Raw genomic sequence first — 14,127 nt, 5'->3', positions numbered from 1 at the left:
TACAGACAGCAATTATTAAATAATTTTTTGTAATGCGTTTTTCTCTTCTTGACGGAAGAAGAGAGTAATTATCAGGAATTATGAATATGAAAAAAACTCTGATTGCACTGGCGGTTGCTGCTTCTGCAGCAGTATCCGGTTCTGCTATGGCGTGGGAAGCGAATGGCACCGGAGGCTCTGTAAATATTGGTGGTTCGCTGACTCCAGCAGAAAATGTTACTCCATGGGAAGTAAAGACTGGTGCAGCAGTAACTGGTCTAGATGCTGATATTACCAAGGGACAGTCTGTGGTTAATATTGCAGTTGAACAGGCCATTCCTGTTCTGGGTATTCGTACTCAGACTAATCAGCCATTCCAGGGAGCAGAGGGTATTTCTCCGCAAGTTAACTTCAATGGTGCGATTGACCCTTCTCAGTTTAAGGAAGGCAAAACCACACTGACACTTGATGTTAAGGATAATGGTTCCAATAAAATTGGTTCACTGACGACAAAAGTTACAGCAGGTGCTCTTCTTTCTTGGACGAACGATGCGGGCAAAGGGAACTACTTTAGTCTTGGTTCTATTAACAAGGCTGGAGAAGTGTTTAATGGTGGGCTGTCAACAAATTATGATGGGGCGTTGGATGTAGATCAGGTTAAGAGTATCGCTCCTGTAATTTTCCCGGGCTCTATGGATAACTTTACCGACCAGGGAACTGAAAGCCAAGGCAAATATTTCTCGGGTATTGGCAATGATGCAAAATATTCAGCTTTCTATGCGTCCGGCATCGAACAAGGCGGCCTGATCAATATCACTCTTGATCAGGCTGCTACCGGCGATGCTCCTATCCAGTGGAAAGCATCTCTTCCGGTTACTGTTTCTTACCAGTAATTAAGCTTGTAACCAGTTGATAAAAATACATCACGCTGGGAATGGCGTGATGTATATACGGAGCAGCTATGTCGGAACAGATATTTTCCTATCGGTATGCGCTGTGACGCATGTTGGCTCTGTATTGTTTTCAGTGGGAAGACTTTTGAATGAACTGGTTTTTATTTTTATGTACTCCGGAACAGAGCAGAGTAAATAACAATGAAAATAGCGCATCATTATAAATCCCTTCTTTCAGCCATTATTTCAGTGGTCCTGTTTTATTCGGCAGCGCCACATGCAGATATTCTTGATGGTGGCGAAATTCAGTTTAATGGTTTTGTCACTGACGAAGCTCCCAAATGGACCTGGCAAATAAGTTCACCGGACCAGACCTGGGCAGTGGATACTGCTGATGCGCGTGCAGAGAACGGGCAACTGGTTTTTAATTTGCGTGATAAAGGGGCTCTGCCGTTTTTGGAGGGACATCTGCATGAGGTGGCTGAGCGTGGTGGTCCCGGATTCACACCATTTATTACCTTCAGCAGTAACGGACAGCCTTTCGCCGTAAAGGAAGGCAGTGGCACTACGGCGCAACGCTTTCGCGCCTCTGTCCCGGTGCGTGACCCGGAGACGGGAAACGTGTCGGGACAGCTTTCTTTCACCCTGAATCAGGGAATGGCCGTCAGTGCCGGTGCACAGGAAGAGGGGGCGACAGTGCCGGCAGGGATGTCGCTGGTCGGCGGACAGAGCGTGACGGATGTACAGTCAGGAACGCTGCCACAGTGGCTTAAAACCCGCCTTTCCACATTACTTCTGATGAACCAGGGTTTTGGCAATGGCATGAGTGCCGCAGACAATGGTCAGGTCATCTCTCAGGGGGTACTGGCTGACGGTCGGGTGATGAATCTGGCTGCGGCATATGCCTCTGTCGTGTCGGATTTTGAACTGCGGTTGCCGGCGGAGGGTACACCTGCAGCATGGCAGGCGGGGATGAATGTGACGGTTACAGTACAGTGATGGTTGCAGGGATATAAGGAGAGAAGAGAAATGAAAAAGATGACGTTGTTTCTGTTTGCTGCCAGCCTCCTGCCTTCCTGCGTACTGGCCTGGAACACGCCGGGAGAAGATTTCAGCGGAGAGCTTAAGCTGGAAGGGGCCGTGACCAGCACCCGTAACCCGTGGGTGTGGAAAGTCGGACAGGGAAATGAAGGCCTGGAGGTTAAACAGAGCCGCGGTGTTCGTGACGGTGAGCAGGCAATTCCGGTCGCGCTGCCGGCGATGACCGTTTTACTGGGAAAAACCACCCTGACCATGCCGGCAGGACGTGAGGGGCTTTCTCCCCGGGTCAGTTATGGAAAGGGTACTGAGGGATTTTCGCTTGAATGGACAGCACCAGGCATGGCGGAGGTGACGCTGCCTGTCACCGGAGATAATAACGCCCGGGCAGGCACATTTGTTTTCAGAATGCAGGCTGCGGGGGTGTTGCGCCATGTGAAGGACGGGCAGTCGGTGTATGCCGGCGTGTATGACGACCTGAATGTGAATGGCCTGCCTGGTGAAAGCGCAGCCATGAAGACTTCTGATATTCCGGGTGTTCTGCAGAAGATGTTCAGTGGCGAAGCCCCCGGCTGGCTGCAGACAATGACCGTCAGTGGTTATTCAGGTGTGAGTCATTTCAGTGATGCCTCCCTGCGTCAGGTTGAAGGTGCGTATGGTGCACAGACTGTGGCAGGCAGTGGTGAATTACGTCTGAACGGCATGATGCCGGAACGCTGGCGGGCGTCACTGCCGGTAAGTATTGAGTACCAGTAAGCAGGAGGACGGTCCGGTGCTGAATATTATTCATCGTCTGAAGTCCGGTATGTTTCCGGCTCTGTTTTTTCTGACTTCAGCCAGTGTGCTGGCGCAACCCCTGACTATTCCGCCGGGCCACTGGCAGGAGGGAATGACTGTGGGCGTGACGGAATTCAGCGGCACGCTGTATGTTCCTGAAGTTTCCTGGCAGTGGCAGCCCCGCGCTGTGCGGATGAGCTCTCCTGATGCAGTGCAGGCTGGCCTGGCAGCGGGTAAAGGTGGCATGGTCAGTGAAAGCCGGGCAGGGCAGGATTTTTATATTCTTGGCGGGCATACCACATCGCTGACAACTGCTCGTCCGGGGCTGCAGCCGTCAGTGACATTGCTTCAGGTGGCGCCATCATCTCCCCGTATTGCGGCCCGGGGAGAGCTTGCCCGGGGGCAGGTGCGATACGGGGAAATCACGTTCACGATGCGCCATCTTCTGGCATGGCAGGACAATGTCACTGCCGGTCAGGGCTGGAGCGTGGTCAGCGGAGAGGTGACGCCGGAGGCCGAAAAACAGGTGAAACGTCAGTTATGGCAGGTGAACGGCTATGAATGGACCCCGGACTATGCCGGGTTAACCGCGCGTCCTGATGCGTTTATTTCAGGAGCTGAGTCGCTGTTGTCACAGGAGAATGGCAGACAGCATATTGCCGGTGTCTGGGTGACATCCCTGAGTGATGTGCGGGTGAATTTCCCCGGCGCTGAGGAGCCGGTAAAACGCTGGCAGGGTAATCTGACGCCGGTGGTGGTGTACTTCTGATGGCCCGGCAACGAAAAGTGTTAATACCGATGTGGTGGGTGGTTGGTGTCTGTGTGGCAGCAGCCTGTATGACATGTCTGGTACTGACACTGGTGATGTTCTGTGCGGTACTGATATGGTGAAGGTCGTAAGTGTGAGACAAAAAATCCTTCTGACCGGAACCTGCTGGTATGAGCTGACAGGGTTGTGGCATCGGTTATCAGCACAGGGACACAACGTTTACCGTGTACCTCCTGGGTATCCCTGCACCCGGCATGGCTGGGACCTGATAATTGTGGCGCTGAGTGCAGAGCCTGTTGCGGGCTGGGGGCGTCATCTGTCCTGGATACGTGAACTGAGGGCAGAAATGTCCGGTGAAATGCTGGTTCTGGTACCGGAGAGGCTGGAAATGCTGAAGGTGTTGCGAAATATCTGCCCGGTGTACAGCGGATGCATGCCGCTGTCGTGCCTGGAAAGAACTGTCCGCATGGCACTGAACAGAAAGACAGCCCGTACCGGTAAATTCCGCCTGACGTCCGGACAACGACAGGCACTGAAGCGCCTTTCGGAGAGAGGAAGAGACCGTCCCCTGAATCTGAAACAGAGTGAACGGGGGTTGTACTGGCATTATGCTCGGCTGGCAGAGAATGTGGGCGTCAGGGATTTCAGGATGCTGTTGATGACCGGGCTGGACCGGGAGGTTCATAAAATGGAAGACCGACAGTATGGACAGTGATTTTGTATCCGCAGACAGGCTGATGCGTGCGCTCATTAACGGGGAGTTTGAACCGTATCTCCAGCCGGTGGTTTCTGCATCAGACTTTACTGTGTCCGGTGCAGAGCTTCTGGTTCGCTGGCACATGCCTGCAGGCGAAATCATTCCGCCGGCATATTTCATTAACCGGGTGGAATCTGCCGGTCTGTTGTTGCCTCTGACGGAAAAAATTCTGAACCGTGCGGTGGCCGGACTTTCTGAGATTAAAGCCATGCTGCCGCGTGACTTCCGGCTTGCCGTGAACGTGACGCCGGCCCTGCTGGCTGAGCGTGAGTTCACTCAGATGTGTCTGGCGCTGGCAGGGCATGACAGCATACATCTGGTTCTGGAGCTGACGGAGCAGCGGCCGTTTAACATGGACAGACAGACCGAAGAGAAACTGAGCCGGCTGAGTGATGCCGGAGTGGCATTTGCGCTGGATGATTTCGGAACCGGATGTTCCGTACTGTCGTACCTGAAGCACTTCCCGGTCAGTTATATAAAAATGGACAAGAGCTTCACACAGGACATTCTGAGTGAAAAGACATCCCGGCATATCGTGGAAAGTGTTGTCGGGCTGGCAGGAAAGCTGGGTATTGATACGGTGGCAGAAGGTGTGGAAACACAGGCGCAGGTGAACTGTCTGTGCTCTCTGGGAGTGGATTATCTGCAGGGGTTTTATTTCGGCAGGCCGGAAAAGATGGACATATTTTGTTGTGGAAATAATGTAAAGCTACTCTGAAGCATAAAATTTCTAACAAATAATATTAATGTGACTGTATATGTCAGATAGCAGAGGGTAGCTTTGCGGTAATTCTATATGAACCAGAGTTACTACTTTCAGTTTAATGTTTATGAAATATTATGGTTTTTTTTATGAAAAAGACGCTGATCGTACTAGCTGTAACTGCTTCTTTTATGACATCCGGGTCTGCAATGGCGTGGACTCCGAACGGTAGTGGTGGTTCTGTTGAACTTGGAGGTACCCTGACTCCAGCGGAGAAAGTTACCCTATGGGAGGTGAAAACGGGGGATACAGTAACCAATCTGGATGCTCAAATTCAGAAAGGTCAGCAGAATGTAGATATCGTTGTTAAGAAAGCCATTCCTGTACTGGGTATCCGTAATGCGGATGAAAACGGTTTTGCAGGTATTGCAAGCGGTAATATTATTCCTCAAATTACTTATGAGAATAATGCTGTTGATGTAAATTCATTTTCAAATGGTATCACAACACTGACTCTGGACGTTCATAATGAATCCGGAGATAAAATTGGTATCATGACAACATTGTTTAGTGCCGCTGCTTATTCGTCCTGGGATGATGGTAATAACACAGGGTCCGTTCAGCTTATGTCATCTGCGACAGGAGCCTATTTTGGCGGACTGGGAAAAACAACAAACGCTGTTCGTTCAAGTGTGGAGTCTGCCTACAATCTAATCAAGTCCCTTGATGATGAATACACAGCCAAAACACCTCTTGGAAAGATATTGGCTGGAAATATCTCTGATAATGAGTATTTCGTGGACGAAGCTGATATGTTCAAATCAGCTTATGGTGCAGGTATTGAGGCAGGTAAGACTATCAGTATTGCTCTTAATACTCCGGCAGAAGGAAACTCTTCTGTTACGTGGAAGGCATCCCTCCCGATTACTGTAACCTATCAGTAAGTTATTATTCATGAATACATGTCAGTAAGTTTTATTACTGACTGAAAGTATTGTGTTGTGGTTGTGCGTGAAATATCGGACAACCACAATAGACTATAGTGTGCAACATTTAATATCAGGGCTCTGTGGTTTTGCTGTGTACGGTGTTTTTTCAGTGGATTTTATGTCTGATAGGCGGCGATGTTTATTCATTTTGTCAGCAGGCAGGGGGAAAATCTTCTGATGAATATAAAAGACATCACCTTCGTTCTTCAGAAAGGCATTTTATGTGAGATTCATATCAGTGGCGTTGAGGGACATGTGATGGTGGAAGATGATTTCAGAGAGGTTTACAGAAAAATAAAAGAAATTTCACCACGAGTGAATAATGCAGGTGAAGGTGTCTCAGAGGGGAGTGGACGTGCGTCAGAATGCTGTAATTGATATTTTACTTATTATTGTCTTTTCTCTTTCTTTATTAATTTGCGGAAAAGTCTCTGCTGATACCGGATGGCAGTCCGGTGGGGGCTTTCAGGGAGTCGTGGAGTTCGGAGGCACTATCACGCCTTATGATGCCCCCTTCTTCCCTGGCTGTGGAAAACCGGTGGATATACCGGGTTCAGCAACAAAATCAGTGGGCTGACCGGTGTTTTGGTTTTGTGATCATTGTCAGAATAATAAGCAGTATGCTGCTGTTGTATTGTTCGATATATCTGTAATATTAATGTTTTGTTGATCATTATTCCATAATGATCAAATTTAAATCAGTCGAAAATGGTTGATTTTTTGCTCAGGACTCTGGTGCCTGGTGACGCAGGTAAATTCCGGGAGGGCGGTAGCGTGCTATTGCAAAAATGGTGGGAGGCATCGACAGGAGGTTGCTGGACAATTGTTGACATATAATGAATAAAGTTTTTTGTTTTGCTAAAAATTATGTTGCAGGCGTGTGATCTCTGAAGCGCAAAACTCATTCTGGAACCATCGGTCTTTTACATCTCGGGTGCTGATTTCTGCATTATTATTGACTTTATCTCTTCAGATTGCTGAGCGGAGACAATACTTATGAAAACAAATAGCCTGATCCGGGTAAGGAACTGGCTGGTACAACGAACAAGGAGAAAGTTGAGCCAGGTGGTGAAGATGCAGGAATTGACCGAAACTCTGTAAATTTAATAATTAAAAATGCTAAATGATTATTCGGGGATATTCGATTGAATAAATTTATATATCTTCTATTAGCAGGTATTTTATTTTCTGTTCAGGCAGATGCAGCACGGGGAAGAAAGCCCTGCTCGGGTGCTAAAGGTGGTATTTCACACTGCACGTCAGACGGACGTTTTGTCTGCAATGACGGAAGTTTGAGTCAGTCGAAGCGCTTTTGTTCCGGTTATGGCGTGGCACCCGCCAAACGTCAGGTGAAATCACCGGTCACCACGAAGCCGGTTCAGAAGAAAAAATCAGCGGCTGTCCGGAAGGTGTCACAACCGTCGGTGGCTGAGAAAAATGAGGCTGTGCCGGTCACTGAACCCCGCAACCCTACCTGTGCGCCGCTTTATATGGCCAGCAAACCCGGATTTACGCATCTGCCCATTTGTTCCGGTAATCAGTATTAATCTGACACTGAAATAGCAGAGGAATCTGTGCTCAGCCTGCAGTTAATTCTGTAGTGGCGGGCATCATAAAGCCGGACAACCTTCCGGGTATAAATATTTCCGGAGGGCGTTAATCATAAATATTCAGTTACTGAGAAGGAAAATAAAGGAAAGTCATGGCAAGAAAAAAAAGATGATAATGCAGCGGGATTTGTACTGATTTTAATTTGCGTTATTTTCTGGGGGATTTATGTGGCGGTCAGGGCGCTGATAAATCTTAATGGCGGTTTATTGATGCAGTATCGAATCCGGCAGGTGTTATTGGTTTGTTTTTTGGTTTGCTTACTGTATTTGCAATTTTACTTCGTTTTTTTATTTACCGGAGACTCAGAAAGAAAACAGCAGCATTTGAACAGGCCGTTTCAGAGCTGGTTCAGAGAGAGCGGGGTTTTAATGAAACTGTCAATGCCGCGATAGCCCGGGGAATACGACAGGAAAAGGAGCAACTAGCCAGACGTCGTGAGGAATTTCATACCGCCAGACAGAAGGCCAGCCGTGCAATGCAACGGATTGTTGATTCCGCCTGGAAATTTAAGGCGAAGACTCTGTTGGCCGGTGTAACGATTAATAACTGGCAAAGCAAATATGACTAGCTTCGTAAGGAAAGAGAGGCTTACGTTGCTGTCAGTGAGAAAATTGCTTTTCTTAACCTGGAAGATAATTCTGACTGGGATAGTGTCAGGCAACAGTTTTTGGATAAAGTGGCATTGCTGGAAAAAGCGCAGGAAGAGAAGGAATATCAGGCAGAGCTTAAGCGTCAGATGCGTGAAGAAAAAGAGCGTCAGGATGAACTTGATCGGCGCCAGCGGGAAGCGGAAGAGGAGGAACGGCGTCTTGCCGAACAGCAGAAACTGATTGAAGAGGCGCTGCGTGCCGCAGAAGGGGCTCACAGGGAGGAGCTGGAGAAACAACGCCTGGCGCTGGAACAGAAAATTCAGGAAGCGCATGCTCAATATGAACGTGCTAAATCCATGGCTCAGCTTACGAAACAGGGGCATGTTTATATCATTTCGAATATTGGTTCGTTTGGTGAGAATGTCTTTAAAATTGGCATGACCCGACGGCTGGAACCCATGGACAGGGTAAAAGAGTTAAGTGATGCTTCTGTTCCGTTTGATTTTGATGTTCACGCCATGATTTCCTGTGATGATGCGCCTGCGCTGGAAAAAACACTTCATGACAGTCTGGAAAAATACCGCATCAACAAGATTAACCTGCGTAAAGAATTTTTCCGCGTAAAGCTTGAGAAAATCATTAATGAAGTGGAGCGTCACCACGGGCAGGTGGAATATGTGGCTGACCCGGCGGCGCTGCAGTATCTGCAGAGTCTGGAGTACGCGGAAAATGAAGCTGCCTGACAATCAGTGTTCTGATTTTATCCCGGCCGGATATAACAGAAGGGATATCTGCAGATATCCTGCAGCATGGTTCACAGTATTCCAGTCATGTTAATGATTCTGTTTTTTATTTCTGAATAAAGCGACACCCACGATATAACGCCGTGGGTGTCGGTGGTGATTATTTTTTCGCAGATTAAGGTGCGTTTATGGCGAAACTGATAAATGTATCGGCGTCCACTGAGGAGAGAATGACGCCCGGGGAGAGGAGGGTGGCTTCACGACTGGAGAGCTTTCTGAATGATGACTGCCTTGTCTGGTACGATATTCCGGTGGGACGGAAAAACCGACATCCTGATTTTGTCATTATTGACCCGGAGAACGGGCTGGTATTTCTGGAGGTCAAGGACTGGAGTGTATCCACATTACGTAAGGCAAATCAGGAGCAGGTCACCCTTGAAACTGATGGTCTTCTGAAATCAGAAATAAATCCGCTGGTACAGGTTCGTCGTTATGCCTGTGATACTGTTAATGCCTTACCCTCAGACCCGTGCTTACGGCAGAATGACGGTCAGTATAAGGGACGGCTGAACCTGGCCTGGGCGTATGGTGTGGTGTTTACCCGCATTACCCGTCAGCAATTGAAGACACTGGCAGGGAATGATGAGAATGCGGTGGAAAAGATTTTTCCTTCAGCACAGACAATCTGTCAGGATGAGATGACGCAGTCTGTTTTACCTGAGGTATTCCGGCAAAAAATTGCCGGGATGTTTACCACGGGATTTAGAACCCGGGTGACACCCCGGATGAGAGATATTCTGCGCGCCCATCTGTTTCCTGAAGTGACCGTGAAACAGAACTCACAAATCAAAATCATGGATATTCAGCAGGAGATTCTGGCCAGAAATATTGGTGACGGGCATCGTGTCATTCATGGTGTGGCCGGCTCCGGAAAAACCATGATTCTTTTATTCCGTTGTCTTTACCTGGCTGAAACCACGCCCGGAAAGATTCTGGTGCTGTGCTACAACATTACTCTGGCCAGTTATCTGCGGGAATGCATTGATGTCAGAGGGCTGACGTCACGGGTTACGGTATCTCATTTTCATAGCTGGTGTGCCTCAATGATAAAACGCCACGGTATTCAGGTGACGGCTGACAGAAAGGATTACCCGGAGAAATGCTTCAGCACACTGGAAGAGGCTGTGAACAGCGGGAAAATCACCGACACCGGATATGATGCTGTACTGGTGGATGAAGGGCATGATTTTGACAGTCGCTGGCTGGCCCTGATTGCCCGTCTGTTTGATAACGCATCCCGTTCACTGCTCCTGATGTACGATGATGCCCAGTCCATTTATCGGCGGGAGCGGGCTCTGAACTTTTCTCTGGCCAGTGTGGGGATTCAGGCACAGGGACGCACTTCTGTCCTGCCGGTCAATTATCGTAATCCGAAACGCATTCTGCACTTTGCTTATGCATTCTCCCGCGAGTATTTTGAAAAACATCAGAACCGTGAAATACCGCTCGTTCAGCCACAGGCAGGCGGTGAAGAAGGCACAGAGCCGGAAATCCTGCGTTGTGCTTCTGAACGTGATGAAGCCAGACAGGTTGCAGACTGGCTGGAGAAGCGCCATGCCCTGTGCGGTCACTGGAGTGATATGGCTGTGCTGTGTCCGGCAGAGTTTTCAGTGAAACAACTGACAGAGGTTATGACACAGCGTGGGATACCTTTTGCCACCTGCTTTGACAAGGAAGGCAAGAAGACATACTCGCGACGCAAGGATGTGGTGCATTTACTGACGTACCAGAGCAGTAAGGGGCTGGAGTTTCCGTATGTGGCGGTTATCAATGCTTCTTTCGTTCATTCTGGTGCTGCGGATGAGTCTGAAGTGATTCCGGTGCTTTATGTGGCATTCACCCGGGCAACCCGTGAATTACTGGTGACCTGTTACCGTGAAAACAGTATCAGTCGCCACCTTGAGGATTTTGCATAATACCGGACCATTTCTTTATTCCGGGATTTCACCATACTGTTATTATCAGGTTTATTTAATTCGCCATGAACCCGTTATTTAACGATATTCAGATGCGTCTTTTTTATCTGAACCATTCGCCGTACTCCTGGCACTGGAATGTCAGATTCAGACATCTGGAAGCCGTATATATTGGCAACGATACCTGTCATATCACCATTACCTGTAATCAGTCAGGTTTTCATTTAATCAGGGACGGACAACGGCTATCCACTGAGCGTTATATCAGAAACCTTCATGAACTGTTATCGGTTCTGAAACGGCGGTGGGATGTCACGTCGGTAATCATCCGTGCAGTGGAATATCTTTCCCGAGTCCCGGTATCACACTAACGTTCTTTCCGTAACTATTAATCATGATTTAATACAGCAATACTGAATCTGCCGATGACTTCTGAAGTGAAACTGAAAACAGGTGGTGACCCCCGGTCATTACCGGATTATGCTGCCCTGCGCGATGAAATCAGCAAACTGACACACCCGGCACGCCCGGATGCATACAACAGGATTAAGTGGCCTGAATGAAGGGCTGGCTGCTTGTAGCCTGTATTAATCCGGAGAGAAAGGGACAGGCTACACGTATGGCGGTCACCATACGGCATAACCGGGCTAGGGGTAACCATCAAATAACCTCAATGTCTGATATTGTCAGGGACCTTTCGCGTCTGGGGTGGACAGATGAGCATATTGGCACAGAACTGGGGATGGACCAGGATGAAGTGCTGAGACTGAAACCGATTAGCGAACTGACAGAGCTGTTTCAGGAAGAGGCTTTCAGTACGGCATGAACGGTTCGCTGAGGCCGTCAGATATGAGTATTATTTCAGTGAGTTGATGTTTTGAGCAGGAAAAAGAATAGCCCGAAAGTTGTGGAAGACACGATTGCACTGAAACTGGAGGCTGCAGGTTACTGGCGCAGAGCTTCCATCCGCTGGCTTTTTATTGTGGGTAATTTTGAATGTACAGAAGCACAACGGGAGTGGTGGTTGTTGCGACGGGAGTATTGTCTGACGCAGATATCATCGCCGACATTACCAGTGAAGCTGGATATCAGCAAATTGGCGAAAGCTGCAGATAAGATACTGCGTTGAAATAAATGAGGGTTAAAAAATCAAAACCTAAGATGCAATAAAAAAATTCTTCTGAAGTGCTGTTTTATATTTAGTTGTGGGAATTCGTTGTTCATTTTTTTGTAATCGAGGAGCTTTATGAAGATATCATTTTTTAGCGTGAATAACTTCAGGGCTATTTCAGGTGGCCTTGATAATAATAAAATCATTTTTAAAGATACGAACACGCTTTTTATATATGGGGCAAATAATGCCGGGAAATCCACTTTTTTAAAGGCTTATTTGTTTTTCTATTATGATGAAAAACCTGATATTAATGATTTCTTTAAACGTAACGATAATTTACCTATTGAATTTGAACTAGAAGTTCAGCTTGATGATTTAGATAAAGGTAAAATTGAAATAAAAGCACCCAAACAAAAAGATAGTTATAAGAAGTATTTGCATAATGGGTATATAAAAATTAAAAAGGTTTGGAGTAAGAATAACTCAAAAATAGAATGTAGAAATTATACTTATAATTACTCTAACGAGCAATATGATGAAGTTGGTTATGCAACAATTGGGTTGCACTCGGTATTTCAATCATGTTTGCCGAAGCCTGTATTTATTAAAGCAATGCCAACAGAAGAAGAGGCAAAAAAGATTCTTAATGAAATACTTAAGATGATGGCAGAAAGTACGCTAAAATCATCAGATCTTGAGGAGTTAAGAATAGCACAAGCTAAGATAAAAGAACTGCAAGATAAAATGTATGACTCCGGAGTGATAGAAGCATATCAAAACTCTGTTAATGGATATTTCAATAAAATATTTTTTGATACATCAATATGTTTTAAAGATAAAAAGGACAGAGTGGTTTGGACTGAAAATAAACTCGGTAGGGATTTTGAAATTGAGTTTATGAAAAAGAACGAATACGGTGAGTATGATGACGCAATTCCATCAAATTATAGTAGTGTAGGGCATGGAACGATTAGAACAGCTATATTTACTTTGCTACTCATGAGAGACGTAGCCGAAAGATTCGAGAGAAAAAAAGGAAGAAAAGACTATATGGTGCTATTTGAAGAACCAGAGTTGTTTCTTTATCCAAGAATAGTTAAAGAGTTACGAGAATTAATATATCAGGTCAGCGTTGAGGAGTTGCCATATCAGGTACTTTGTGCATCACATTCTTCAGCCATGATAGATCTTTCTAAACCTAAATCATCAATAATACGGTTGGTTAACAATTCTAAAGGTACAAAAATTTACCAAATCAATGATTCTTTTTTAAAGGATGCTAAAGGGATAATTACTAATGATGAGCTCAAACAAGAAATGTATGAGGTGCTGAGATTTAATCCTTATATATGTGAGTCATTTTATGCAGATGAGGTCTTATTAATTGAAGGCCCAACAGAGGAAATAATTTGTAGGGCTTATTTCCAAGAGTTTTCATCAAATAAAAATATTTTTGTTCTGAACTGCGGTACAGTCAATAACATTCCATTTTATCAGAAAATATTTTCCCAGTTTAATATTAAATATCATATTATCTGTGATACAGATAAATCAAAGATAATCTCTCTTGATAAAAATGGAAATCCTTATTTCGATTCGGGAATTCAGAAAAAAATTTCTGAGCAATACAAAGAGGATATAATTAAAATGAATGGGTGTATTGGATTGTTCAGGACTCACAATATAACTTTTGAACCAGCTCACCAGGATGATAGTATTCCCGAACATTTACGATTTGTTGATTGTGGGGATAGAAGTAAACCTTTTAATGCGAATATGTATTGGAAAACGATACTAAAGCCAAATATGTCCGACCGTGAAATAAATAAAGTCCCTATTATAAGACATTTACAGGAAATACTTGCACATTAGTTATAGTTTTTAAGAGAAAGAGTCCGAACACTCGCTCGGACTCTTTTCCCATTATTTTAGAGGATTGTTACCTTTGGCGTAATCGAAAGGGGAGATATTTATTTCTTTGTTTGTGTCCAGACAATCTGCTCACCACTGTAGCATCAGTCGATGTTCTTCCAGATGTTCTGCTTTATGGATATACGCAGCACGTACGCCATTACGATCCTGATGGCTCATCTGACGTTCCACTGCATCGCGGGGCCACAAACCTGATTCAATCAATGTACTGCACGCCATCGCCCGGAATCCATGACCACTGTAGTGGATCACAAAA

General features: G+C 46.2%; 14 protein-coding genes and 3 pseudogenes. 16 read left to right on the top strand and 1 reads right to left on the bottom strand.

The genetic code is table 11. From position 1 onward, the window contains the following. Positions 1-86: 86 nt before the first annotated feature. From D9738_RS20830 to D9738_RS20750, 16 genes and pseudogenes are all read left to right on the top strand, one after another. On the top strand, positions 87-872 hold the full coding sequence (locus D9738_RS20830; RefSeq protein WP_130261073.1) for a hypothetical protein: 786 nt from the start codon (positions 87-89) through the stop codon (positions 870-872). A gap of 201 nt (positions 873-1,073) precedes the next feature. After that, positions 1,074-1,871 (top strand): F4 (K88) fimbria minor subunit FaeH, encoded by a 798-nt coding sequence (gene faeH, locus D9738_RS20825; RefSeq protein WP_130261072.1) that lies wholly within the window; start codon positions 1,074-1,076, stop codon positions 1,869-1,871. A 30-nt stretch (positions 1,872-1,901) separates the two neighbouring features. After that, positions 1,902-2,666 (top strand): F4 (K88) fimbria minor subunit FaeI, encoded by a 765-nt coding sequence (gene faeI / locus D9738_RS20820; RefSeq protein ID WP_130261071.1) that lies wholly within the window; start codon positions 1,902-1,904, stop codon positions 2,664-2,666. A 16-nt stretch (positions 2,667-2,682) separates the two neighbouring features. After that, a complete protein-coding gene (gene faeJ, locus D9738_RS20815; RefSeq protein ID WP_130261130.1) occupies positions 2,683-3,456 on the top strand; it encodes a F4 (K88) fimbria accessory protein FaeJ in 774 nt (257 codons plus the stop codon). 73 nt (positions 3,457-3,529) lie between these two features. Next, positions 3,530-4,171: a hypothetical protein gene (locus tag D9738_RS20810; RefSeq protein WP_130261070.1), complete on the top strand. Its 642-nt coding sequence runs from the start codon at positions 3,530-3,532 to the stop codon at positions 4,169-4,171. After that, positions 4,161-4,931, top strand: coding sequence for an EAL domain-containing protein (locus D9738_RS20805; protein ID WP_130261069.1), 771 nt, complete (start codon positions 4,161-4,163; stop codon positions 4,929-4,931). Before D9738_RS20810 ends, D9738_RS20805 begins: the two co-directional genes overlap by 11 nt. 134 nt (positions 4,932-5,065) lie before the next feature. After that, positions 5,066-5,860: a hypothetical protein gene (locus tag D9738_RS20800; RefSeq protein ID WP_130261068.1), complete on the top strand. Its 795-nt coding sequence runs from the start codon at positions 5,066-5,068 to the stop codon at positions 5,858-5,860. Positions 5,861-6,040: 180 nt separating this feature from the next. Further along, positions 6,041-6,283, top strand: coding sequence for a hypothetical protein (locus D9738_RS20795; protein ID WP_130261067.1), 243 nt, complete (start codon positions 6,041-6,043; stop codon positions 6,281-6,283). Further along, a complete protein-coding gene (locus D9738_RS20790) occupies positions 6,261-6,482 on the top strand; it encodes a hypothetical protein (protein ID WP_240780605.1) in 222 nt (73 codons plus the stop codon). Before D9738_RS20795 ends, D9738_RS20790 begins: the two co-directional genes overlap by 23 nt. A gap of 568 nt (positions 6,483-7,050) precedes the next feature. After that, entirely contained in the window at positions 7,051-7,452 is a 402-nt protein-coding gene (locus D9738_RS20785) for a hypothetical protein (protein ID WP_130261066.1), read from the top strand. A 195-nt stretch (positions 7,453-7,647) separates the two neighbouring features. Continuing rightward, positions 7,648-8,849, top strand: a pseudogene (locus D9738_RS20780) (GIY-YIG nuclease family protein). Between the two features lie 230 nt (positions 8,850-9,079). Next, positions 9,080-10,825: a nuclease-related domain-containing DEAD/DEAH box helicase gene (locus tag D9738_RS20775; RefSeq protein WP_130261129.1), complete on the top strand. Its 1,746-nt coding sequence runs from the start codon at positions 9,080-9,082 to the stop codon at positions 10,823-10,825. A 65-nt stretch (positions 10,826-10,890) separates the two neighbouring features. Then, the gene (locus tag D9738_RS25265) at positions 10,891-11,196 is read left to right on the top strand and encodes a hypothetical protein (protein ID WP_130261065.1); all 306 of its coding nucleotides are present in this window, start codon (positions 10,891-10,893) and stop codon (positions 11,194-11,196) included. 188 nt (positions 11,197-11,384) lie between these two features. Next, positions 11,385-11,651: pseudogene (locus tag D9738_RS20760) on the top strand (ParB/RepB/Spo0J family partition protein); the annotation flags it as partial. Between the two features lie 81 nt (positions 11,652-11,732). After that, a complete protein-coding gene (locus D9738_RS20755; protein WP_130261128.1) occupies positions 11,733-11,954 on the top strand; it encodes a PerC family transcriptional regulator in 222 nt (73 codons plus the stop codon). Positions 11,955-12,071: 117 nt separating this feature from the next. Continuing rightward, on the top strand, positions 12,072-13,811 hold the full coding sequence (locus tag D9738_RS20750; RefSeq protein WP_130261064.1) for an AAA family ATPase: 1,740 nt from the start codon (positions 12,072-12,074) through the stop codon (positions 13,809-13,811). Positions 13,812-13,862: 51 nt separating this feature from the next. Here D9738_RS20750 and D9738_RS20745 read toward each other — a convergent pair. Next, positions 13,863-14,127 (bottom strand): annotated as a pseudogene (locus D9738_RS20745) (integrase); the annotation flags it as partial.

The organism is Escherichia sp. E10V5 (assembly GCF_004212315.1).
GTDB lineage: Bacteria > Pseudomonadota > Gammaproteobacteria > Enterobacterales > Enterobacteriaceae > Escherichia.
This window is presented reverse-complemented; position numbering and strand designations above follow the sequence as displayed.

What these genes read in the sequence shown, in the direction of transcription:
- D9738_RS20750 (WP_130261064.1), top strand. Translation starts at nt 12,072, where the DNA reads ATGAAGATATCATTTTTTAGCGTGAATAACTTCAGGGCTATTTCAGGT.
- faeI (WP_130261071.1), top strand. Translation starts at nt 1,902, where the DNA reads ATGAAAAAGATGACGTTGTTTCTGTTTGCTGCCAGCCTCCTGCCTTCC.
- D9738_RS20810 (WP_130261070.1), top strand. Translation starts at nt 3,530, where the DNA reads ATGTCTGGTACTGACACTGGTGATGTTCTGTGCGGTACTGATATGGTG.
- D9738_RS20775 (WP_130261129.1), top strand. Translation starts at nt 9,080, where the DNA reads ATGACGCCCGGGGAGAGGAGGGTGGCTTCACGACTGGAGAGCTTTCTG.
- D9738_RS20805 (WP_130261069.1), top strand. Translation starts at nt 4,161, where the DNA reads ATGGACAGTGATTTTGTATCCGCAGACAGGCTGATGCGTGCGCTCATT.
- D9738_RS20795 (WP_130261067.1), top strand. Translation starts at nt 6,041, where the DNA reads ATGTTTATTCATTTTGTCAGCAGGCAGGGGGAAAATCTTCTGATGAAT.
- faeH (WP_130261072.1), top strand. Translation starts at nt 1,074, where the DNA reads ATGAAAATAGCGCATCATTATAAATCCCTTCTTTCAGCCATTATTTCA.
- D9738_RS25265 (WP_130261065.1), top strand. Translation starts at nt 10,891, where the DNA reads ATGAACCCGTTATTTAACGATATTCAGATGCGTCTTTTTTATCTGAAC.
- D9738_RS20800 (WP_130261068.1), top strand. Translation starts at nt 5,066, where the DNA reads ATGAAAAAGACGCTGATCGTACTAGCTGTAACTGCTTCTTTTATGACA.
- D9738_RS20830 (WP_130261073.1), top strand. Translation starts at nt 87, where the DNA reads ATGAAAAAAACTCTGATTGCACTGGCGGTTGCTGCTTCTGCAGCAGTA.